The 20,324-nt window shown below is 62.4% G+C and carries 18 protein-coding genes; 8 read left to right on the top strand and 10 right to left on the bottom strand.

The features are described from left to right. Window positions 1-54: 54 nt before the first annotated feature. The gene (locus OZ411_RS33495) at window positions 55-396 is read left to right on the top strand and encodes a tRNA-binding protein (RefSeq protein WP_282531368.1); all 342 of its coding nucleotides are present in this window, start codon (window positions 55-57) and stop codon (window positions 394-396) included. Window positions 397-503: 107 nt separating this feature from the next. On the opposite strand, the gene OZ411_RS33490 is transcribed toward OZ411_RS33495, so the two are convergent. The 3 genes from OZ411_RS33490 to OZ411_RS33480 all read right to left on the bottom strand — a co-directional run bounded on the left by OZ411_RS33490 (window position 504) and on the right by OZ411_RS33480 (window position 3,760). Then, window positions 504-1,649, bottom strand: coding sequence for a DUF2336 domain-containing protein (locus OZ411_RS33490; protein WP_282531360.1), 1,146 nt, complete (start codon window positions 1,647-1,649; stop codon window positions 504-506). Between the two features lie 195 nt (window positions 1,650-1,844). Further along, window positions 1,845-2,426: a MarR family transcriptional regulator gene (locus OZ411_RS33485; protein ID WP_282531359.1), complete on the bottom strand. Its 582-nt coding sequence runs from the start codon at window positions 2,424-2,426 to the stop codon at window positions 1,845-1,847. Window positions 2,427-2,995: 569 nt separating this feature from the next. Further along, a complete protein-coding gene (locus tag OZ411_RS33480; RefSeq protein ID WP_130578770.1) occupies window positions 2,996-3,760 on the bottom strand; it encodes a response regulator transcription factor in 765 nt (254 codons plus the stop codon). Between the two features lie 1,030 nt (window positions 3,761-4,790). Here OZ411_RS33480 and OZ411_RS33475 point away from each other — a divergent pair. Beyond that, entirely contained in the window at window positions 4,791-5,033 is a 243-nt protein-coding gene (locus OZ411_RS33475) for a GDCCVxC domain-containing (seleno)protein (protein WP_282531358.1), read from the top strand. A 139-nt stretch (window positions 5,034-5,172) separates the two neighbouring features. Here the strand turns inward: OZ411_RS33475 and OZ411_RS33470 are convergent, their stop codons facing one another. Further along, window positions 5,173-5,337 (bottom strand): hypothetical protein, encoded by a 165-nt coding sequence (locus OZ411_RS33470; protein WP_282531357.1) that lies wholly within the window; start codon window positions 5,335-5,337, stop codon window positions 5,173-5,175. Window positions 5,338-5,463: 126 nt separating this feature from the next. Between OZ411_RS33470 and OZ411_RS33465 the strand changes: the two genes are divergently transcribed. Both OZ411_RS33465 and OZ411_RS33460 read left to right on the top strand, forming a co-directional pair. Continuing rightward, window positions 5,464-5,604, top strand: coding sequence for a hypothetical protein (locus OZ411_RS33465; RefSeq protein WP_282531356.1), 141 nt, complete (start codon window positions 5,464-5,466; stop codon window positions 5,602-5,604). A 95-nt stretch (window positions 5,605-5,699) separates the two neighbouring features. Further along, complete coding sequence (locus OZ411_RS33460) at window positions 5,700-6,881, top strand: acyl-CoA dehydrogenase family protein (RefSeq protein WP_282531355.1); 1,182 nt, start codon at window positions 5,700-5,702, stop codon at window positions 6,879-6,881. A 177-nt stretch (window positions 6,882-7,058) separates the two neighbouring features. On the opposite strand, the gene OZ411_RS33455 is transcribed toward OZ411_RS33460, so the two are convergent. From OZ411_RS33455 to OZ411_RS33445, 3 genes are all read right to left on the bottom strand, one after another. Beyond that, window positions 7,059-8,270 (bottom strand): ABC transporter substrate-binding protein, encoded by a 1,212-nt coding sequence (locus tag OZ411_RS33455; RefSeq protein WP_282531354.1) that lies wholly within the window; start codon window positions 8,268-8,270, stop codon window positions 7,059-7,061. Between the two features lie 35 nt (window positions 8,271-8,305). Then, window positions 8,306-9,832, bottom strand: coding sequence for an acyl-CoA synthetase (locus OZ411_RS33450; RefSeq protein WP_282531353.1), 1,527 nt, complete (start codon window positions 9,830-9,832; stop codon window positions 8,306-8,308). A gap of 107 nt (window positions 9,833-9,939) precedes the next feature. Further along, window positions 9,940-10,986, bottom strand: a complete 1,047-nt coding sequence (locus tag OZ411_RS33445) for an AraC family transcriptional regulator (RefSeq protein ID WP_282531352.1) — start codon at window positions 10,984-10,986, stop codon at window positions 9,940-9,942. A gap of 143 nt (window positions 10,987-11,129) precedes the next feature. Between OZ411_RS33445 and OZ411_RS33440 the strand changes: the two genes are divergently transcribed. Both OZ411_RS33440 and OZ411_RS33435 read left to right on the top strand, forming a co-directional pair. Next, a complete protein-coding gene (locus tag OZ411_RS33440; RefSeq protein WP_282531351.1) occupies window positions 11,130-12,119 on the top strand; it encodes an NADPH:quinone oxidoreductase family protein in 990 nt (329 codons plus the stop codon). A gap of 211 nt (window positions 12,120-12,330) precedes the next feature. Next, entirely contained in the window at window positions 12,331-13,305 is a 975-nt protein-coding gene (locus OZ411_RS33435) for a quinone oxidoreductase (RefSeq protein WP_282531350.1), read from the top strand. Window positions 13,306-13,420: 115 nt separating this feature from the next. On the opposite strand, the gene OZ411_RS33430 is transcribed toward OZ411_RS33435, so the two are convergent. Continuing rightward, window positions 13,421-14,314, bottom strand: coding sequence for a LysR family transcriptional regulator (locus OZ411_RS33430; RefSeq protein ID WP_282531349.1), 894 nt, complete (start codon window positions 14,312-14,314; stop codon window positions 13,421-13,423). A gap of 271 nt (window positions 14,315-14,585) precedes the next feature. Here OZ411_RS33430 and OZ411_RS33425 point away from each other — a divergent pair, with 271 nt between their 5' ends. Both OZ411_RS33425 and OZ411_RS33420 read left to right on the top strand, forming a co-directional pair. Then, window positions 14,586-15,521 carry a ring-cleaving dioxygenase gene (locus tag OZ411_RS33425; protein ID WP_282531348.1) on the top strand — a complete coding sequence of 312 codons (936 nt, stop codon included), beginning with the start codon at window positions 14,586-14,588 and terminating at the stop codon, window positions 15,519-15,521. After that, window positions 15,518-16,156 (top strand): alpha/beta hydrolase, encoded by a 639-nt coding sequence (locus tag OZ411_RS33420; protein ID WP_282531347.1) that lies wholly within the window; start codon window positions 15,518-15,520, stop codon window positions 16,154-16,156. The genes OZ411_RS33425 and OZ411_RS33420 overlap by 4 nt, the downstream gene beginning before the upstream one ends. A gap of 18 nt (window positions 16,157-16,174) precedes the next feature. On the opposite strand, the gene OZ411_RS33415 is transcribed toward OZ411_RS33420, so the two are convergent. Together OZ411_RS33415 and OZ411_RS33410 are read right to left on the bottom strand one after the other, a co-directional pair. After that, on the bottom strand, window positions 16,175-18,229 hold the full coding sequence (locus tag OZ411_RS33415; RefSeq protein WP_282531346.1) for an acetoacetate--CoA ligase: 2,055 nt from the start codon (window positions 18,227-18,229) through the stop codon (window positions 16,175-16,177). A gap of 112 nt (window positions 18,230-18,341) precedes the next feature. After that, on the bottom strand, window positions 18,342-20,237 hold the full coding sequence (locus OZ411_RS33410; protein WP_282531345.1) for an alpha-amylase family glycosyl hydrolase: 1,896 nt from the start codon (window positions 20,235-20,237) through the stop codon (window positions 18,342-18,344). Window positions 20,238-20,324 lie beyond the last annotated feature (87 nt).

Genomic DNA, 20,324 nt, shown 5'->3' with positions numbered 1-20,324 from the left:
CTGGGATCCCCTGCGGGATGCGCGCGGGAAACACCCTTGCCGCGCGAGCTTTACATGACGCAAACGATCGGGATCGACGAGTTCCTGGCCATCGACATCAGGGTTGGCACGATCGTTGAGGTGGCTGATTTTCCGGAAGCGCGGAAGCCGGCGTGGAAACTGACGATTGATCTCGGCCCCGAGATAGGAACGAAGCGGTCCAGCGCGCAGCTTACCGAGCTGTATTCCCAGGAGTCATTGATTGGTCGGCAGGTGGCTTGCGTGGTCAATCTGCTGCCGCGCAGGATCGGCCCGTTCCAGTCGGAAGTGCTGACGCTGGGCTTTCCCGATGAACAAGGCCGCGTGGTGCTCGTTGCGCCTGAGCGGCCAGTTCCGAATGGCCGGCGCCTGTTCTAGAGCATGATCCGGAAAAGTGGAGACCGGTTTTCCGAAAAAGATCATGCTCAAACAAAGAGCTAGAGCGGGATGACGATCCGAAGAAAAGTCATCACGCTCTAGCGGACTTATATCATGGCGACCGCCAGGGGCGCGGATTCGCTCGGCGCGATTGGATGGCTTTCGCTTGTGCGCGCGTCACGGCGTGCCTTGTAGAATTCAAGCACACGTCTCGCCGTTCGGAGCTCGATCCGCTCGAAGCTGTCCCGCGCTTGATCAAGATCGATCTTGCTTAGCCTGCGGTCCGCTACCCTCATCAGCAGCAAGGCCTTGGCCGTTGCCCAGGAACATCCGCCGGCTTTTGCGACAAGTTGCACGGTACCAGGATTGTCATTGAGAACTGCCCGTTCGACCAATTCGATGGGACAGGCTGCAAGGACGGACAACGCCATGACCGCTGTTTCAAAATCCTGCGCTCGGGCGGCGGCGTGAACATCCGCTTCTCCGAGCTCCTTCCAGTATTTGCGGCGCTTTACCTTCTTCTTTGCCCTCGCGTGATCCGGAGACTGATTGCGGACCTCCAGATTTATGTCGTCGATGACCTCCGTCACAGCATCATGCACGGCGTCGGAAAATTGCGGGTTTGCGGCGGCGATCTTGCTGCGCACGGAAGCAGAGGCAGTTTCCATAAGTTTCAGGAAGTGATGTCTGGGGATGTCATGCCGCGTCCCGACATGGAGCGCGAGCTGGGTATCTTCGCTCGATCGAGCGACAAGCTCGCTGAAGCTGCCATCCGAAAAGCGGGCGCCCGGGTTGCTCGCAACCGCATGGACCACGCCGGCTTCGCCGCGCAGAATCAGTAACTCCGTGATCGCCTCGCTGATTGTTCGACGTTGCGCGATTGCGTGAAGGTGGCCCTGACTTTGGGTGCTGGCGCAGGCAACAAGATCGGACTCGCTAAGGGCATCCGACTGACTGAGAACCGGAGCCGCCACGGCAACAGCATCATCCGATGCAAGTGCTCTGACCAACGTTGCCGGCGCATTCGAGTCAGCCGCGAGATGCCGAGCCAGCCTGACGCGGGTCTTCAACTCGATCACGGCAACGAGGGTTTTGAATATCTCGTCAAACAGTTTGATCTGCTGCTTGGAGTAGCGACCAGACCCGGCAAGGAACAAGTCTGTTATGCGGGTGAGAGCCCTTAGCTGCCGTTTCGTCGACCCGGATGTCGTTGTATTTTGTACTTCATTGATTAACGAATAGAACGTCGTCATGATCATGGGTCTCGTCGGCACGTTCGCCCTTGGCGGCGAGGAGTTGATGGTGACGAGCTAACATGCGGGCAATGAAGATTGTTGATTCGAGCTGCCTCATAGATGACTAAAATTGTTTGCATTCCAAGCATCGTCTGGCGGCAGCTCGAGGCTGCGGCGCTCTTCGTTGGCTCTCTCCGCCAACGTCAGATGAATCTATCGCCGGCCGCGTTCGAAGGTCGCGCATAATAGCGTAGTCTCGTCCGCTGTAATCGCTGCGCGAAAGAAGCGACATGTGAATTGTGGGCAGGCGTTGCCTGTCGCGCCGTCGGCACTATTCTCCGTCAAGAAAGTGCACTCCCTGCAAATGTCCGCATGATGTCGTTGCTGGGTAATATCCAACCAGTCGAGCACCTGGCGGAGCGCATCGCGAGAGCTGGTCTGGCGATCGACGCTGAGTACGGCTATCGCCTTGACGAGAACATTGACCGGATCATGCCCGAGAAATTTCTCACCCTGCGCGGTCACATACAGGATCACCGAGCGTTTGTCTTCCGCAGCAGGTTTGCGTACCAGGAATCCCTTTCTCTCGAGAACCTTGACGATTTGAGATGCGGTGCCCCTGGTGGTGCCGACAAAAGTGGCCAATGCCGACGGAGTCCGTGAGAACTGGTTCGCGCGAGCAAGAAAACGCAGGGCCATCCATTCGCGATCGCGCAGCCCGTGCCGACTACCTTCGAAGTGCCAAATCCTCGCCGTCTGAACCAATAATTCAACCGTCTCGCGTGCTAACGTCATGATCGACCCAACTCAAAGAATTTGCGAGCAGTTTCGCGGTGCGCACCTCATTAGCGTCCTGATTCGCTAGTCGCTTTGTTTCGAGGCTCAACTCAACTGCATGTCTTTCCGCCCCACTAATGCGTCGGCCATTAAGAAATTGTCTGCTGATCGTTTGAATTCCCTGGCAAGCAACACCGACTTCATTAATCATCCGCCGATTGGACCAGACTACACACCGCAGCAACGCAATCTGGATCGTCAGCGACAACGACATTGTCGCTGTCACAAGCCGAAAGGTTCGGGGAGCATTTGAAGAATGATGTTCACGTTACGGAGCGTCTCCAGAGGATTCGCGCGAGATCGGACAAATCGTGCTGTTCTACGGATGCATTTTCGAAGCAGTACGCGATAAGCGGCGGACCTGCGCGTCGCGCAAACCCGCCGTTCAGTATGGGATGTCTGCGCGTGCTGCGGTGACGGGCAGGGCTTGCGCTAGCTCGTTACCAAATCTGCGCAGGCACCACGCGGTCGTTGGTCATACCGCTACTTTCGTGGCGTTACCTGTCCTGAATGATGATCTCGCTCTCTCAAGTGAAGATAGGTCGTAGTCTCGATGGCGCTTGCTTGGCCAGGATGCCAAGGTTTTGGAGATCTCGCGTCGCATCATCTTCGGACGTTCCTGTTGAGGTATCGAGACGGTAGCCGATATACCGCCTGGAGACGATCGGGTCGTAGCCGAGACGGTCACGCAGCTTCTTGCGCAGTTTGCTTACGTGACTTTCGATCACGTTTTCATCGAACGTTTCCTCAAAGATCCCATAAACCGCATTGAAGATCTGCGTTTTGGTCAGCCATTTCCCTTGCTGACCAACCATGTGTTCCAGGATACGGAGCTCGCGACGCGGCAGCATCATGACGGCTCCTCCAATTTCCGGATCTCTCCCGTCAAAGAAGACTCGAATCGCACTTTGCCTGCCATGGACCGATATTCCGAGACTGCGGCGGGAGATCGCGGCAGTTCTTGCCAGGATCTCGCGTGGGTGGACTGGAATATGGACGACATCATCCACGCCAGCTTCAAAGAGCTCAACCGTGTGCTTAAGCATTCTCTGGTTGCTGAGCGCGATGATCGGCGCACGGCAGCGCTTGCGGACAGTGCGGGGCAAGGTGGCGCGAGTATCACAATCTCCAAGAAGAAAAGCGTCAATGGCCGACAGCTCATCGTCGCCCGCAGATTCCAGCCACTCCAAGAACTCCGTTGGCGAAAATCCAACAGAAGAAATGCCTTCACGATCGAAGCCGCCGATGTAGCCGGTTGCAACGTTCTCTCGATCATCAATGATCACGTACATGCGGTATTTGCCCCCATTCGCCAGGCCTGTTGAAACTTTTTGTAAGGAGTTTTTCGTTCGGCGTGTGCCGGTGGTGATGCTGATAGCGCGGGCACATGCTGCTGCAACTGGCGTGGGCGTAGCCGGATAGAACCGATACACATCTCGCCAGCAATGATCGAAACGCTGCCGTGCGGTCGTTGCACGAAGCAACAAGGCTTGTCCGGTCCAGCAGCCTCCCAGCCCAGAAACAACGGACCATCGAGTGACAACGCGCAATTTCTAGCTGAGAAACGGCCAAGCCCACGTTGGTCGCAGAAAATGCCCTGCGCAGGCAGTTCGTTCTTTCCGGATGAGTCACTTGCAGATTCAGCCTGTTGTGGCGTGAGCTCAGCGCGTCGTGGATTTAGGTTCTTGAGGTTCAGACTCGACGAGACGCCACAAACGCACACGCACACAATCGTAAAGGTGCCCCTAAGACATAGGTGGTCACCTCGAATATAGAACGGCTAGCTCAGTTGCATCGGAGCGCCCGTTCCCATGTTGAGCGCTCCAAAAATTTGCCGTTCTTTTGTAGAAGCGATGTGAGTCGCTCGTCGTGACGTTGGCAAAATGCAGAAATGCAATCAAGCTTGCGCCGAGAGTAGTTAGTACGCAGAGCGACCATTTGTTTTGAAATCATTGAAGCAATTAGTTTTGAATCAATCATTAGATAATTTTGCCGCAATGTTACTTTCGCTCGTGACCTGGAGTCATCGGAAGGCGCGATCATGAATCCCCCCGCGCCAAGATCAAGCATCGTCCATTGCGGCCGGAAAAGGTGACGCTTAGAAGTTGTCGCCACGGGAACCCGCCACGTGGACGACGACCCGGACGTCATCGCTCCGATTAGACGAAATCTAATTGATCGGATTCTGCTCGCGAGAAGCGCGGCCTTGTGGCGCGCCGTCCCTTCCCGCGTCATCCGCAATCTCGTTTTCGTCCCGTGGAAGCCAAATCGGCGCTATACTGCTGGCGCTGATTTCGAGACTACCTCTGGCGGGATGCGGCGATGCAGGACAACTCGCTTATTCTGCAATCCATCATCACATGCCCACACTGCGGATATCGTGAGATGGAAATCATGCCGCTAGATGCTTGCAGGTTCTTCTACGATTGCAAGGCATGCGGTGCTCACCTGAAGCCCAAGCCAGGCGATTGCTGCGTTTTTTGTTCCTATGGGACGGTGCCGTGCCCGCCGGTTCAGGCCAGCCGTGGAGCATCGACTTGCGCCTGCTCAGCCCGAGAGGACTGAGCCGCTGGGGAGATGCCGACCTGTTTCGCGAGTTCCGCGCTAGATCATGATCCGATTAGACGGAATCGCACATGATCTCATCTCTTTGTTTGAGCATGATCTTGTCGGAAAACCGGTTTCCACTTTTCCGGATCATGCTCTATTCCGTCGGCGGCGGGGCTGGGATGGCCCAGGATGGATCGGCGCCGAAGGGATGATCGATGAAGAACGCCCAGGTGCCGTCGGGCAGCCCGCGGTGCACCTCCATGCCGTCATGATGCACATTGATGGCCCTGCCGTCCTTGCGACGCCGCGGATCAGCCACTCCGATCTGGTCATGGCGAAATCGCCGGCGACGGTGGTGTGGTGGGTGATGACGTCCATGTGCGGGTTCAGGCCGATATAGGCGGCCATCGTCTGGCGGATCGCCTCTGCCCCTCGGGCGATCGTGGTGCCGCCATGGACCTGGTCGACCTGCACGATCGAAGCCTCCGGATGGTACATCGCGACAGCGGCGTCAGGCGCGCTTGCCAAACAACGCGGCCTGATCGAGGGACGCGAAGGACGAAGCTGGCAAGGTCTCCTGGCCTGATGCAATCAGCCAACCAGATTGGCTCTCCAAGCCATAATCGCGCTGACGCCGCCGACCTAGTCTCCGGTCTTGCAAACAAGGCTTGGGAGATTGTCGTGGATTTTGAACTGTCCAGGGAACAACGCGAAATCAAGGCTCGGGCCGCCGCGTTCGTGGAGGAAGTCTGCCGCCCGCTCGAGGATAGTTGGGGCGTGGACGACTACGCCGTGCCACGCGACATCTTCATGGGCGTGGTGCAGAAATTCCGTGAATACGGTTTCAGGGGATTGGCGGTGCCGAAGGAAGCCGGCGGGCAGGGGCTCGGGACGATTGCGAAGTGCCTGGTCTACGAGGAGATCGTTAAGTCGCCCGTGATGCATGGCCTGCTCGCGACCTGGTCGGGCTTTCTCGATCCGCATCCCGCGCTTTACGTCGCGCCGGATTGGCAGAAGGAAGCGTACCTCTATCCTATCCTCAAAGAGGACAAGTTCTACCACATCAACATCTCGGAGCCGGGAGCGGGCTCCGACGCGGCCGGGATAACGACCACCGCCGTTCGCGACGGCGACAATTACATCATCAACGGCATCAAGCGCTGGGCGCCGCCGCCGAACCATCCGGGCATCACGCCAAAATATCTGCTGTGCTATGCCGTGACCGATCCGACCAAGGGCTATGAAGGGATCAGCCTGTTCCTGGTCGATTATCCCAATCCCGGCGTCTCGGTGCTCCGCGAATACGAGACCATGGCGCCCGGCACCTATCTCGGCCGGAGCTGCGACTACCAGTACAAGGATTGCGTCGTCCCGGCGAATAACATGCTCGGTGCGGAAGGCATGGGCTTCCGCTACATGATGGACCAGCTCAACCGCAACCGCACCGTGATCGGCGCGCGCCTGACCGGTACCGCGCGCTGGGCGCAGACGCAGGCCGCCAAGCGAGCGCGGGAGCGCGAGACGTTCGGCAAGCCGCTTGCGGAACGGCAGGCCATTCAATGGATGCTCGCGGAATCGGAGATGGATCTCGAGCAGTCGCGGCTGATGGTCTACAAGACCGCCTGGATGCTCGATCGCGGCCTCGATGCGCGCAAGGAAGCCGCGATGGTGAAATGTTTCGCCCCGCTCGCGGCCTGCCGGGTCATCGACCGCGCCATCCAGATCCATGGCGGGCTCGGCGTGCTCAGGGAAAACCGCTTCGGCCAGCTCTATTTCCAGAGCCGCATCGCACAGGTTGCGGAAGGCACCACCGAAGTGATGAAGATGACCATCGCGCGCGAAGTGCTGCGCGAGTGTGAATAGCGGAGGCGAGGAGCATCTCCCTCTCCCCGTTCTTCACGGGGAGAGGGTAGGGGTGAGGGGCTGCCTCCGCGAGCACGGTGAGCGATGAGTTTGCGGAGACAGCCCCTCACCCGGAATTCAAGCTTTGCTTGAATTCCGACCTCTCCCCGCAAGAGCGGGGAGAGGTGGTCGCAAGCCTCACTTCTCCGCGTCGATCACCTCGCCGACCGGCTTCCATTTCACGCCGTCGAACTGCGTCAGTTGTTCCTGGCTCATCGGCGTGTAGCGCGTCGGGGTGGTGTTGAGCTTGATGCCCGGGAGCATGATCGGGAGGACGAGATCCTTGATGCTGGTCGCCTGCTTCATCAGGTTCTCGCGGGTCAGGTCGTCGCCGCAATTCTTCAACACGTGAACGAAGGTCTGCGCCGTTGCATAGCCGAACACGTGATAGGTCTCGGACGGATTCGCCTCGGGCATGTATTGCTTCATGAAGGCGAGATATTCCTTCACGCCGGCATCGTCGGCCCATGCCGCATCGTTCGGATCCTTGCGGAAGGCGACGGTGATGACGCCCTTGGAATTCTCCAGCCCCGCCGGCACCAGCGTGCTGGAGATCGAGCCGGCGGCGTCACTGAGAAGATGCAGCGCATCCCATTTCGTCTCCGCCATCTTCTTGATCGCCTGCGCGGAGAATTTCGGCGTCGAAATGTCGAGGAACACGTCGGCGCCGGTGGCCTTCAGGATCAGGATCTGCGAGTCGATGGTCGGCTCGGCCATCTCGTAGCTGAGTTCCTTGACGATCATCGTGGCGGCCTTGTCGCCAAGCCCGTCGCGAAAGCCCTTGAGGTGATCGCGGCCGAAATCGTCGTTCTGGAACAGCACCGCGACTTTCGCATTGGGCCGCTCCTTGAGGAGATATTTGGCGTAGATCACGCCCTTGGCATGGTTGTTCGGCTGCCAGCCCATCGACCACGGATAAGTCGCAGGCTCGGAGACGCGGTTGGCGCCGGTACCGAGGAACAGGCCCGGCACCTTCTTCGCGTTCAGATATTTCTGTGTGGCGAAGTTGGTCGGCGAGCCGAAGGTGCCGACGATGGCGAGCACCTCCTCGCTTTCGACGAGGCGGCGGGTCTGCTCGACGGCCTTGGGCGGGCTATAACCGTCGTCGAGCGAGACCAGGTTGATCTTGCGGCCATTGACGCCGCCTTCGGCATTCACCTTCTGGAAGTAAGCGGTCATCGCGCGGCCGATCGCCGCGAAGCTCGACGCCGGGCCGCTATAGGGCATGGTCTGGCCGATCTTGACTTCACTATCGGTCACGCCCGGTCCGTAGTTCTTCTCCTGCCCGAATGCGGAGAACGACAACCCCGCCCATGCGATTGCACAGGTCGCCACCATGAGCTTCTTCATGCTCTTTTCCTGTCTTCGTTGTTGATGATCTCTGATCAGGCCGGCTGCAGATAGCGCTGCTTCAGCACATGCTTGAACAATTTGCCGTTCTCCTGCCGCGGCAGCTCGGCTTCGAAATCGATCGAGCGCGGGCATTTGACGTGCGACAGGCCATCCCGGCAGAACGCCATCAACTCAGCCACAAGCGCCGGTGATGCCTTCGACGGCTCCCTGAGCTGCACCACCGCCTTGACCTCCTCGCCATATTCCGGATTGGGAATTCCGAACACGGCGACATCAGCGACATCAGGATGCAGCGCCAGGCGGTTCTCGATCTCGGCGGGATAGATATTGACGCCGCCGGAGATGATCATGTGCGAGCGGCGGTCGGTCAGATAGAGATAGCCGTCGTGATCGAGATAGCCGACATCGCCGATGGTCGACCAGCCCTTGGCGTTTCGCGAGCGCGCGGTCTTCTCGGGATCATTGTGATAAACGAATTGCGGGCCGTCGAAATAGACGTCACCGATCTCGCCGGGGCCAAGTTCGTTCTGCGCTTCGTCGAGGATATGGATGGTGCCGACGCAGGCGCGCCCGACCGAGCCGCGGTGCGTCAGCCAGTCAGCGGTCGAGATGCAGGTGGCGCCGTTGCGCTCCGAGCCCGCGTAATATTCCCAGACGATCGGGCCCCACCAGCCGATCATCCGCTCCTTGAGCTCGGGCGGACAAGGTGCGGCGGCGTGGATCGCGCAGCGATGCGAGGAGAGATGGTAGCGGGCGCGCGCCTCGTCCGGCAGCGTGAGCAGGCGGAAGAACATCGTCGGCACCCACTGGCTGTGGGTGATGCGGTAATGCTCGATCGCGGCCAGCGCCTGCTCGGGTACGAACTTCTTCATGATCACGGCGGTACCGCCGCTCTCCAGCGTGCGCATGGTGAAGCGAAGCGGCGCGCCATGGTACAGGGGTGCGGGAGAGAGATAGACCGTATCCTCCGCGAAGCCGAAATTGTCGCGCACCCAGTCGCCGGACGCCTGGGCCTGGCGGAGATTGGCGAACAGCGGCTGCTTGATGCCCTTGGGCCTGCCGGTCGTGCCTGAGGAATAGAAAAAATCCTTGCCGACGGGCCCGTCGGGAATCTCGATCAGGCGATCGAAGCGGGCGAGCCCCGCGGCATAGTCGAAGCTGCCGTCCAACGCGCCGCCAAGCGCGTACACCGCGCACCGGTGCGGATTGTCGGCGAGCAGAGCCTGGACCGCGTCCGCAAAACGCGCGGCTACGAAGAACAGCTTGGCGCCGCTGTCGCGCACGATATAGGCTGCCTCTTCGGGCCTCAGATGCGTGCTGACCGGCGTGTAATAGACGCCGTGGCGTCGCGCGCCCCAGATCAGCTCAAAATAAGTAGGGTCGTTGTCGAGCATGATCGCGATGCCGTCGCCGGCTGCGAGCCCCATCCAGATCAGGAGCTGCGTGACGGCATTGGCGCGGCGGTCGAGCTCGCCATAGGTAATCGCTTGGTCGGAAAACGCGACGAGCGCGGCGGTCTTGTCGGGATGACGTTCAGCCCATTGGCGCAGGATTGGCATTTCTTCCCCGTGTTGACCGAGAACTCGGCCTTGCGGGGATTATCCGCATCAAGGCTGCATCATTGAATGACCGCGCATGCCAATCCGATTGGCGGAATCCGACTGCGTCACTTGCGGCGCTCGCGGAACTCGCCAGGCGTCACGCCGGTCCACCGCCTGAACGCGCGATGGAAGGTGCTGAGCTCGGAGAAGCCGAGCGAGACCGCAATTTCTTCCAGCGACAGGCGGGACTTCTGCAGCAGGTGGGTGGCGAGGTCGCGGCGCAGCCGGTCCTTGATTTCCTGAAAGCCGCAGTTCTCTTCTTCGAGCAGGCGGCGGCGCAGCGTCTGCGGCGAGACCGCCAGCATCCCGGCGATGTCCTCGAACGACAGCGGACGCTTGAGGTTGCGGCGGAGAATGCCGCGCACCCGTTCGGCCATGCTGCTGTCGTCGCGGTAGCGCACCAGAAGCGCATTGGGCATCGATGCGAGGAAACGCCGCAGCCGCTCCTCGTCCGGCATGATCGGCAGATCAAGCAACTCAGCGTCGAAGCGAATTTCGGTGCGCGGCTGATCGAACAGCATCGGCGCCCGGTAGAACAGCTCGAGCTCCCCGCTGAACGGTTCTTCCGGGAAGACGTAGTGGACGGTGATCAACGGCAGCCGGCGGCCCACCAGCCAGCACATCAGCCCATAGGCGAACAGCAGGATCGCGCCATTGACCATGCGCCGCCGGTTCGGCTGGGCGATAGTGTCGGTGACATAGAGCGAGGCGTCATCCGGGCCCTCCGCCAGCCGCACCACGAAATCGTCCGTGATCAGATGATAGAACTGGCAGCCGATCCGGATCGCTTCGCGCAAATTGGCACAGCGGATCAATAGCCGGCACATCATGCGGAAGGTGCCGGGCTTGATCGGGCGGTTGCACAAAAGCCAGAGCTCGTCGCGCGTCTCCCGGGTCAGGATCGCGATCAGGCGGGCGAACTGGTCCTGCGGCAGCCGGGCGCCCGGCTTCTCGAGCTGCTCCGGCGTGATGCCGGCGCGCGCCAGCAGCCGGTCGATATCGAAGCCGGCCTCGCGCACGCCGCTCAGCACGAGGCCGACATAGCCGGAGTCGATCGCTGAACGCGACGGCGCAGCGCGTGATGATCGAAGTGCGGCAGAGGCTCCCGGCATGGCGTCGTCATGTTAGCGCCCGGATTGTTCCGTCGCCACCATTCCTGTGGCAGGCAAGGTCAACGCAACTGATCGTTTTCGTCATTGCGGGTGCAAGACTTCTTTTCATTGTCGCCCGTGAGATTGCCGCCGGAGGACACTTGATGCGCGCGTTGATGAGTTGCGAGCCGGGCGGGCCCGAAACCCTGCGGCTGCTCGATGTGCCGGAGCCGGTGCCCGGGCCGGGGCAGGTACTTATCGCCGTGAAGGCGTGCGGCGTGAACTATCCGGACCTCCTCACGATCCAGGATCGCTATCAGGTCAAGACGCCGCGGCCCTTCGCGCCCGGAGCCGAGGTGGCCGGCGTCGTGGCCGCGGTGGGGGAAGGGGTTGCCGGGCTGCGCGTTGGCGATCGGGTCGCGGCGCGGATCGGAACCGGCGGCATGGCGGAGTTCGTCGCCGTCGATGCCACGCGCTGCAGCCCGATCCCCGACAACATGTCGTTCGTCGATGCCTCGGTCATGCAGTTCACCTTCGAGACCGCCTATTACGCACTGCACACCCGTGCCGGCGTGCGGGCCGGTGAAACCGTGCTGGTGCTGGGCGCAGCAGGAGGCGTCGGCATTGCCGCCGTGCAGGTCGCGCGCAATCTCGGCGCCCGCGTCATCGCCGCGGCCTCATCGGAGCAGAAGCTTGGCTTCGCGCGCCAGCACGGCGCCGCCGAGGGCGTGGTCTATTCGGCCGACACGACAGGGGATGGTCGTGAGCTCGCTGCGCGGCTGAAGCAAACGGTCGGTTCGCGCGGCGCCGACGTGATCATCGATCCCGTCGGCGGATGGCTCTCGGAAGCCGCCATTCGCTGCATCGCAGAGGGCGGGCGCTACCTCGTGCTCGGCTTTACCGCAGGCATTCCGTCACTGCCGCTCAACCTTCCTCTGCTGAAGAATTGCGATGTGCTCGGGATCAACTGGCGCACGTTCACGCTGTCGCAGAATTCACGCCTCGCCGAGAATCGGCGTGCGCTCCAGGCCTGGTATTCGCAAGGCATGCTGTCATCAGGTATCAGCGCCGAATTCCCGCTGCAGGAGGGCGGCAAGGCGATCCGGCACCTCGCCGACCGGCGTGCCCTCGGCAAGGTCGTCGTGGTGATCTGAGTGCGCGCGTCCTCGCTCCAGGCGGGAGGTCGTCACCCAGCCTGATCTGCGCGATTGGAAATTCTGCAATGCATCAAGGTCTCACGGCAAGATGACCGTGGGCGCCGCTTGCCGCCATGCGGCACGCTGATATGGTCTGCGGCCGGCGAAATGCATTGCATTCGCCGCTTTCGCCGAGATTCACAATCATCCCGCGCTGCAGGAGTTTCTCATGACACACGCGTTTCGCTTCCATCAGGCCGGCGGTCCCGAGGTTCTGAAATGGGAAGAGGTCAAGCTCGGCAATCCTGGTCCCGGCGAAGCGCGGGTCCGTCACACGGCAGTCGGCCTGAACTTTGTCGATATCTATAACCGCGCGGGCGTCTACGGTGTGCCGCTGCCGAGTGGTCTCGGCAGCGAGGGCGCTGGAATCGTCGAGGAAGTCGGGTCCGGCGTCACCGACCTCAAGCCGGGCGATCGCGTCGCCTATGGCAACTCGCCGCTCGGCGCCTATGCCGAGGAGCGGCTGATCCCGGCCGACCGTCTGCTCAAATTGCCCGACGGCATCGATGACAAGACCGCGGCGGCGATGATGCTCAAGGGCCTTACGGTGCAGTACCTCATTCGCCAGACTTATCGCGTCAAGAGCGGGGACACGATCCTGCTGCATGCCGCGGCCGGCGGCGTCGGCCTGATCCTGGGCCAGTGGGCCAAGCATCTCGGCGCCACCGTGATCGGCACGGTCTCGACCGACGAGAAGGCGAAACTCGCGAAAGCCCACGGCACCGCGCACACCATCGTCTACACGCGCGAGGATTTCGTCGCCCGCGTCAAGGAGATCACCGGAGGCAATCTGGTGCCTGTTGTCTACGACTCCGTCGGCAAGGATACCTTCCTGAAATCGCTGGATTGCCTGGCCCCGCTCGGCGTCGCGGTGCTATTCGGCCAGTCCTCCGGCAGTATCGAGCCGCTCAACCTCGGCCTGCTGGCACAGAAGGGCTCGCTGTACGTGACCCGCCCGACGCTGAACACCTATGGCGCCAAACGCGAGAACCTGGTGGCGATGGCAAACGAACTGTTCGACGTGGTGAAATCAGGCGCGGTCAAGATCGAGATCAACCAGACCTATCCGCTCAAGGACGCCGCCAAGGCACACGCCGATCTCGCCGCCCGCAAGACCACGGGATCCACGGTGTTCCTGGTGTGAGTGCGCTCAGTGTCGTAGCCCGGGTGGAGCGCCCGCGTAACCCGGGACCGCTCGCAACGCGGACGCAGATGTCCCGGGTTACGCGGGCGCTCCACCCGGGCTACGGAACGACGCACTAATCCGTCCCAGCCCCAAAACGCTCGACCAGGAAGTCGATGAACAGCCGCACCTTCACCGAGAGGTGGCGGGTCGGAGGGTAGATCGCATAGAGCGTCAGCGGTGGTGCGCGATAGTCCGCGAGGATGGTCTTCAGCGCTCCGGTGTGGAGCGCATCGCCGGCGATGAAGGTCGGGATCAGCGCAATCCCGTGGCCCTTCGTGGCGACGTCGCGCAGCACCTCTGCGTTGTTCGCGCATAGCGACCAGGATGGCTGGATCCAGTGATCGCCATCCGCACCCGTCAGCTTCCATTGGTTGCCGGTCAGCAGGAAGCCATAGGTCAGCGCAGCATGCTCGCGAAGATCGCGCGGATGGGCCGGCGTGCCGTGCTTGGCTAGGTAGTCCGGCGAAGCGCAAACGACACGGTCGATCGGCGCGATCCTGCGCGCGATCAGGCTCGATGATTCCAGCTCCGCGATCCGTAACGTGACGTCGAAGCCGTCCTGCACGGGGTCGAGCAGGTCGTCGCTCAGGACGAGCTGAAGCTGGATCTTCGGATATTTCCCCATGAAGTCCGCGACCGCCGGGCCGAGCCGCAGCGTGCCGAACGACATCGGCGCGTTGACGCGAAGCAGTCCGTGCGGCGTCGATTGCGCCTGCGACACCGCCTGATCCGCCGCGTCGAGTTCGGACAGGATCGAGAGCGCGCGCTCGAAATACATCTGGCCGCTCTCATTGGCGCTGACATGGCGGGTGGTGCGGTTGAGGAGCTGCACGCCCAAACTCTCTTCGAGCTCGGCCACATACTTGCTGACCGCGGAGCGGGAGAGCCGAAGCTGCCGGCCGGCCTCGGCGAAACTGCCGGTCTCCACGACCTTCACGAACGCCCGCAGGCTCGCAACCTTGTCCATCTTGCCTCCGGCTCATTTCACCCGTCATTGCGAGGAGCGTAGCGACGAAGCAATCCATGGCTCCGCACGCGGCGAGGTGGATTGCTTCGCGGAGCCTGTCATCGGGCGGCGCTACGCGCCGACCCGGTGGCTCGCAATGACCATGCGATCGGGATTGTCCTCAAATCGTAGACAGTGGCGCCACGAAAGCATGGATTGTTCTCAGAAAATAGCGGGCCAATATTGCCAACAACGAGCCCGATCGGGCTCCCGAATTAATCAGGAGAGACCAATGTCTGGCATCCATCATGTCACCGCCATCGCCGGCAACCCGCTGAAGAATTTCGATTTCTACACGCGCGACCTCGGCCTGCGGTTCGTCAAGAAGACCGTCAATTTCGACGACCCCACGACCTATCATTTCTATTACGGCGACGCGGTCGGCCATCCCGGCACCATCCTGACGTTCTTCCCCTGGGAAGGCGCGCCCGCCGGCCGCCGTGGCGTCGGCGAGACCCATCAGACCGCCTTCCGCGTGCCGGCGCGCTCGCTCGGCTATTGGGTGCAGCGCTTCGTCGAGAAGGGCATCCCCCATCAGCCGCTGGAGAAGCGCTTTGGTGAGTCGGTCCTGCCGTTCACCGATCCCGATGGCATGGCGCTCGCGCTGGTCGGCATTCCCGGTGCGGAGGACGAGCCGGCCTGGAGCAATGGGGATGTGCCTGCTGAGCACGCCATCCGCGGCTTCCACGGCGTGACCTTGCTGCTCGAGACTGCCGAGAAGACCGCCGCCATCCTCACCGATGTGCTCGGCTTCCGCGAGGTCGCGCGCGAGGGTTCGGTGATCCGCTTCGCTGCTCCCGGTGACGTCAAGGGAAGCATCGTCGACATCTACGAGGCCAAGGGCTTCCTGCGCGGTCGCCAGGGCGTCGGCTCCGTGCATCACATCGCGTTCCGCGCGGCTGATGATGTCGAGCAGGGCCAGATGGCGCAGAAGCTGGTCTCCGCCCACGGCCTGCATCCGACCGAGCAGAAGGATCGGAATTACTTCCGCTCGATCTATTTCCGCGAGCCCGGCGGCGTGCTGTTCGAGATCGCGACCGACATTCCGGGCTTTGCGGTCGACGAACCCGTAGAGAGCCTCGGCCACACCTTGAAGCTGCCGGCGTTCCTCGAGCGGCATCGCAAGGAGATCGAAAGCGTGCTGCCCGATTTGGGAGAAGTCGCATGACGAACGAGACACCCTTTGTCTATCGCTTCGTGCCGGCGGAAGGGGCGGGTGCTCCGCCCCTTCTGCTGCTCCACGGCACCGGCGGCGATGAGAACGATTTGCTCGATCTCGGACGGATGCTGTCGCCGGATTCAGCGTTGTTGTCGCCGCGCGGCCGCGTGCTGGAGAACGGGATGCCGCGCTTCTTCCGCCGTCTTGCGGAGGGAGTGTTCGATGAGGACGACGTTCGGCGGCGCGCCGTCGAACTGGCCGACTTCGTCGACGCGACACGCAGGCGTCTCGGCATCGGCGCGCCGGTGGCGGTCGGCTATTCCAACGGCGCCAACATCGCCGCGGCCACGATGCTGCTTCGCCCCGGCACGTTTTCGGGCGCGGCGCTGTTGCGCGCGATGGTGCCGCTGTCCGATCCACCGCCCGCTCAATTGGGTGGCATGCCGGTGCTGATCGCCTCGGGACAGATGGACCCGATCGTGCCTAGCTCCAACTCGGCGAAACTCGCGGAGATGCTGCTCGATGCCGGCGCCGATGTCACCTACCGCACCCTGCCGGTCGGCCATCAACTCTCGCAGGCGGACCTCGTGCTCACGCGCGAGTGGCTGGAGCGGGTGAAGAAGCGGACGCTTCAGTCCGCGTAAGAATGCAGGCGTCGCGCCTCACGCGGCGCCCGCATTCTTTTGCAGATAGTCGTCGGCAAAGGCGAGATACCACTCCAAGCATCCCGGATTGGCCATCGCGTCCTTGTTGATGACCTTCTCGATCGGATGGCCGAGCAGGAGCTTCTTGATCGGCAGCTCCTGCTTCTTGCCTGATAGCGTGCGCGGAATTTCGGGCACCTGGAAGATCTCGTTGGGAAGGAAGCGGCGGGACAGGCCGGCTTCGATTGCCTTGTTGATCCGTGTCTTCATCGCCTCGCCGAGCGCGATGCCATCGCGCAGCACCACGAACAGCGGCATGTAGCTTTCGCGCCCGAGATATTCGAGATCGATGACCATCGAATCCAGGATCTCCGGCAGTGCCTCGATCGCCGAGTAGAGTTCGCTCGTCCCCATGCGCAGGCCGTGCCGGTTGATGGTGGCATCGCTCCGGCCATAGATCACGCAGGAACCGTCGGCGGCGACCTTGAGCCAGTCGCCATGCCGCCACACCGGACCGCGTCCGCTGCCGTCGAAATCATCCGGATAGGTCTCGAAATAGCTGGCGCGGTAGCGCGCACCATCAGGATCGTTCCAGAAGCGCAGCGGCATCGACGGCAACGGCTCGGTGCAGACGAGCTCGCCGACCTTGTCGATCACGGTGCGGCCCTGTTCGTTGAAAGCCTCGACGGCGCAGCCCAATATCCGGCATTGCATCGTGCCCGGCGTTTGCGGCAATTCCCTGTTGCCGCCGATGAAGGCGCCGGCGAAGTCTGTGCCGCCGGAAATGTTCGCCCACCACATGTCCGCCTGCGCGGCGTTGCCATTGAGCTTTGAAAGCGCGGCGAAGCGCTCGTTGAACCAGGCTTGCGTGTCGGCGCTGAGCGGCGATCCAGTCGAGCCGAGCGCGCGCAGGTGTGAGAGGTTGCCGACGGCGGCGAGATCGATTTCCGCTTTCGTGCAATTGGCAAAGAACGCCGCGCCCGCCCCGAACACCGTCACCTCCGCGTCGGCGACGAAGCGCCACAGCGTCGTCCAGTCCGGCTTGTCCTTTGACCCGCCGGGGCTGCCGTCGAAGATGCCGCAGGTGGTGCCGCCCAGGAGCCCGTTGACCTGGCAGTTCCACATGATCCAGCCGGTCGAGCTGTACCAATGGAAGCGTTCGCCAAATGAGTTCGGCTGATAGCTGCAGCCGATGTCGTTATGCAGCGTGTTCAGCGGCAGCACCACGATGATGATGCCGCCATGGCTGTGCACGATCGGCTTCGGCAAGCCGGTGGTGCCGCTGGAATAGACGATCCAGAGCGGATGATCGAACGGCAGCCACACCGGCTCGAACGCATCGATCGCAGGACTGCGACGGGCGAAGATCGCCGACAACAGCGGATCGGCTGTCTCGGCGCTCTCCGCGTCGCTGTGCAGGATGAAGTGCTTGACCGTCGGCAGCGAGCGCCGGAGCTCGTCGACCACGGCGCGGCGGTCATGCCGCCGGCCGGCATAGGTGACGGCGTCGCAGGCGATCAGCACTTTCGGTTCGATCTGCTTGAAGCGATCGATCACCGCCGGCGCCGCCATGTCGGGCGCACAGACGCTCCAGATCGCGCCGAGGCTCGCGGTGGCGAGGAAGGCGATGATGGTCTCAGGGATATTAGGCAGATAGGCCGCGACGCGGTCGCCGGGCTTGACGCCTTTCTCCCGCAAGTGAACCGCAAGCGCGGCCGCCTGTCGCCGCAATTCGGGCCAGCTCGTTTCCTTCAGCACGCCATCTTCGCCGCTGCTCACGATCGCCGGCAGGCCCGCGGCATCGGCGGCTTCGACGTGCCGGAACACCTGCTGGGCGTAGTTGACGGAGGCGCCGGGAAACCAGACCGCGCCCGGCATCTTCCGCTCCGCCAGCACCGTGCGGTGCGGCGTCGGCGAGCGCAGGTCGAAATAGTCCCAGATGCTCTGCCAGTAGACGTCGATGTCGCGCACCGACCACTGGCGCATGTCCTCAAAACTGGAAAAGCTCAGGCCGCGCTGCGCCTCGAGCCAGCGGCGATAAAGGGCGATCTGCGGAACGTAAGGTGCGGTCATTGCTCTCAAGCTTATGTCGCGGCGGGGAGCGCCGCTCGAACGAGAGCCCTACCATAACGGAACCCGCGCGGGAATGTCATCGCGCAGCGCCCTGAGGAGGCCGCTGACGGTGTCAGCCTCTTGCGAACACCAACAGCCCGTTCGCCGGGATCGTCACTGCGGCGGACGCGGGCAGGCCGTGCAGCGGCGGGCCGTCGGCATGCACGCTGCCATCGCCGGTGACGGTCACCTCACGGTCGTAGATGTCGCTGTTGAACACCTCGCGCCAGCGGCCTTCAGCGGGAAAGCCGATCGCGTAGTTGTGGAACGGGCTTTCGTTCAGGCTGCAGACCACCACGACGTCGCCGCCGTCGTCCTCGACCCAGCGCTGGAACGCCAGCACGCGGTTGTCGTCGTGGACATGGATGACGGCGCAGCCTTCGCCGCGCAGCCCCGGCGTCGTCAGGCGCAGGCCGATCAGGTCGGAGGCAAAGCGCAGGAAGCCGGCCATCACCTCATCGCCGCGGTCGAACGCCGCCCAGTCGATTTCGGTATCCACGCTCGGCGTGTCGCTCCATGGCTTTGACGCCAGCATCTCCTGGCCCATGAACAGCATGGGAATGCCGGGCGCGGTCAGCAAGAGGCCAAGCGCGAAGCGGCTGCGGCTGCGCGCATACCAGGATCTCGGATTGCTGCCGTCGGCGAGCGCCGCGATCCGCTCGTCGCGTCCCATATAGACGATGTCGTGGTTCTCGATTGCGTGCACCGCGCGCCAGCGGTCGCGCAGGCGGATCGCGGCGATCGCGTCTGCGATCGCTGACATCGGCACGCGCGCGCTGGCGCCCTGCGAGGCGCTCGCAATCGCCGCCCGCACGCTGTTGCGGATGCCGTCGCTCCAGGTGGCGTCGAAGCCCGCGCCGCCCTCGCTGCGATCCTTCACGATCCACGCATTGACCGGCCAATATTCGGCGATCTGGATCGCCTCGGGTTTTTGCGCGCGCAAGGTCGAGGTGAGGTCCTGGCAGGTGGTCCAGCCGCCAAAGCGGTCGATCACGCTGACTTCGTCGAAACGGAAGCCGTCGATCCGATACTCCTCATAGAGGAACGTGGCGTTGTCGATCAGGAACTGTTTGACGCCATCGTTCCAGAACGCGAACACCAAGCCGCCCGCCCAGCCCTGGTCGGTGAAATAGAGGCTGTTGTTGTTGTCGCCGGGCACCTCGCGGTCGAGGAACCACAAGCTCTTGTCATCGAACCCGCCGCCGGCGTGGTTGTAGACGACGTCGAAGATCACAGCGATGCCATGGACATGGCAGACGTCGATCAGCGCGCGGAGCTGGTCGTCGCTGTGCCTGAGAGTGTCGACGCCGGCATAGGGCGCGTGGCCGGCCGCCTGGAGGATCGCGTTGGTGCGATCCACGTAGCGGCTGAGCTTTGCCTCGTTGGCCTCGGCATATTGGTTCTCCGGGCTATAGAGATCGACGCCGTTATAGCCCATGCTGAACGTGGTCGGGAATTCCTGGATCGGTAGCAGCTCGATGGCGTTGACGCCGAGCGCGGCCAGGTGCGGCACGCGCTCGATCACGTCGAAGAACTTGCCATCCGTGTTTTCCGGATGCGGTGCGAACGTCCCGACGTGAAGCTGGTAGACGATCAGGTCGTTGAATGCCGGCGGCACGAAGCGCTCGAGGTGCCAGGGAAATCGCCCGGCATCGCGCAGCACGGAATGGCAGGCAGGGAAGGACGGCTGGACGCTCAACAGCCGCGCCCGCGGATCGCGCTTGAAGCCGAACGAGCCGACGCCCTCGACATAGAACAGGTAAGCGTCGCCGTCCTTCAGGCCAGGCACGAAGCTCGCCCAGTGCCCGCCGCCGATCTCCGACATCAGCGAACCGGCATCCTGCCTCCAATCGTTGAAGTCGCCGGAGACATGGACCGCGCTGGCCCGCGGCGCCCAGACCCGGAATGTCGCCCCGCCGGGCACGAGCGTGCCGCCCATCGGAGCGCGGTTGAGGTCCGGCCCAGGCATCTGTCTTCCCCCTGAACGCGTGGCGCCGGAAGAATGAGCCCGGCGGCTGCGGCCGGCAAGATTGTCGCCCACCATTATTACGCGGAT

Origin of the sequence: Bradyrhizobium sp. Arg237L, assembly GCF_029990105.1 — a bacterium.
Taxonomy (GTDB): Bacteria; Pseudomonadota; Alphaproteobacteria; order Rhizobiales; family Xanthobacteraceae; genus Bradyrhizobium.
The sequence above is the reverse complement of the archived record's forward strand: the minus strand, read 5'-3'. Positions and strand labels throughout refer to the sequence as shown.

Excerpts from the sequence above, each read along its gene's own strand:
- OZ411_RS33475 (WP_282531358.1), top strand. The coding sequence starts at position 4,791 with ATGCAGGACAACTCGCTTATTCTGCAATCCATCATCACATGCCCACAC.
- OZ411_RS33485 (WP_282531359.1), bottom strand. The coding sequence starts at position 2,426 with ATGACGTTAGCACGCGAGACGGTTGAATTATTGGTTCAGACGGCGAGG.
- OZ411_RS33415 (WP_282531346.1), bottom strand. The coding sequence starts at position 18,229 with ATGACCGCACCTTACGTTCCGCAGATCGCCCTTTATCGCCGCTGGCTC.
- OZ411_RS33480 (WP_130578770.1), bottom strand. The coding sequence starts at position 3,760 with ATGTACGTGATCATTGATGATCGAGAGAACGTTGCAACCGGCTACATC.
- OZ411_RS33410 (WP_282531345.1), bottom strand. The coding sequence starts at position 20,237 with ATGCCTGGGCCGGACCTCAACCGCGCTCCGATGGGCGGCACGCTCGTG.
- OZ411_RS33445 (WP_282531352.1), bottom strand. The coding sequence starts at position 10,986 with ATGCCGGGAGCCTCTGCCGCACTTCGATCATCACGCGCTGCGCCGTCG.
- OZ411_RS33435 (WP_282531350.1), top strand. The coding sequence starts at position 12,331 with ATGACACACGCGTTTCGCTTCCATCAGGCCGGCGGTCCCGAGGTTCTG.
- OZ411_RS33455 (WP_282531354.1), bottom strand. The coding sequence starts at position 8,270 with ATGAAGAAGCTCATGGTGGCGACCTGTGCAATCGCATGGGCGGGGTTG.
- OZ411_RS33495 (WP_282531368.1), top strand. The coding sequence starts at position 55 with ATGACGCAAACGATCGGGATCGACGAGTTCCTGGCCATCGACATCAGG.
- OZ411_RS33490 (WP_282531360.1), bottom strand. The coding sequence starts at position 1,649 with ATGACGACGTTCTATTCGTTAATCAATGAAGTACAAAATACAACGACA.
- OZ411_RS33430 (WP_282531349.1), bottom strand. The coding sequence starts at position 14,314 with ATGGACAAGGTTGCGAGCCTGCGGGCGTTCGTGAAGGTCGTGGAGACC.
- OZ411_RS33440 (WP_282531351.1), top strand. The coding sequence starts at position 11,130 with ATGCGCGCGTTGATGAGTTGCGAGCCGGGCGGGCCCGAAACCCTGCGG.
- OZ411_RS33425 (WP_282531348.1), top strand. The coding sequence starts at position 14,586 with ATGTCTGGCATCCATCATGTCACCGCCATCGCCGGCAACCCGCTGAAG.
- OZ411_RS33450 (WP_282531353.1), bottom strand. The coding sequence starts at position 9,832 with ATGCCAATCCTGCGCCAATGGGCTGAACGTCATCCCGACAAGACCGCC.
- OZ411_RS33420 (WP_282531347.1), top strand. The coding sequence starts at position 15,518 with ATGACGAACGAGACACCCTTTGTCTATCGCTTCGTGCCGGCGGAAGGG.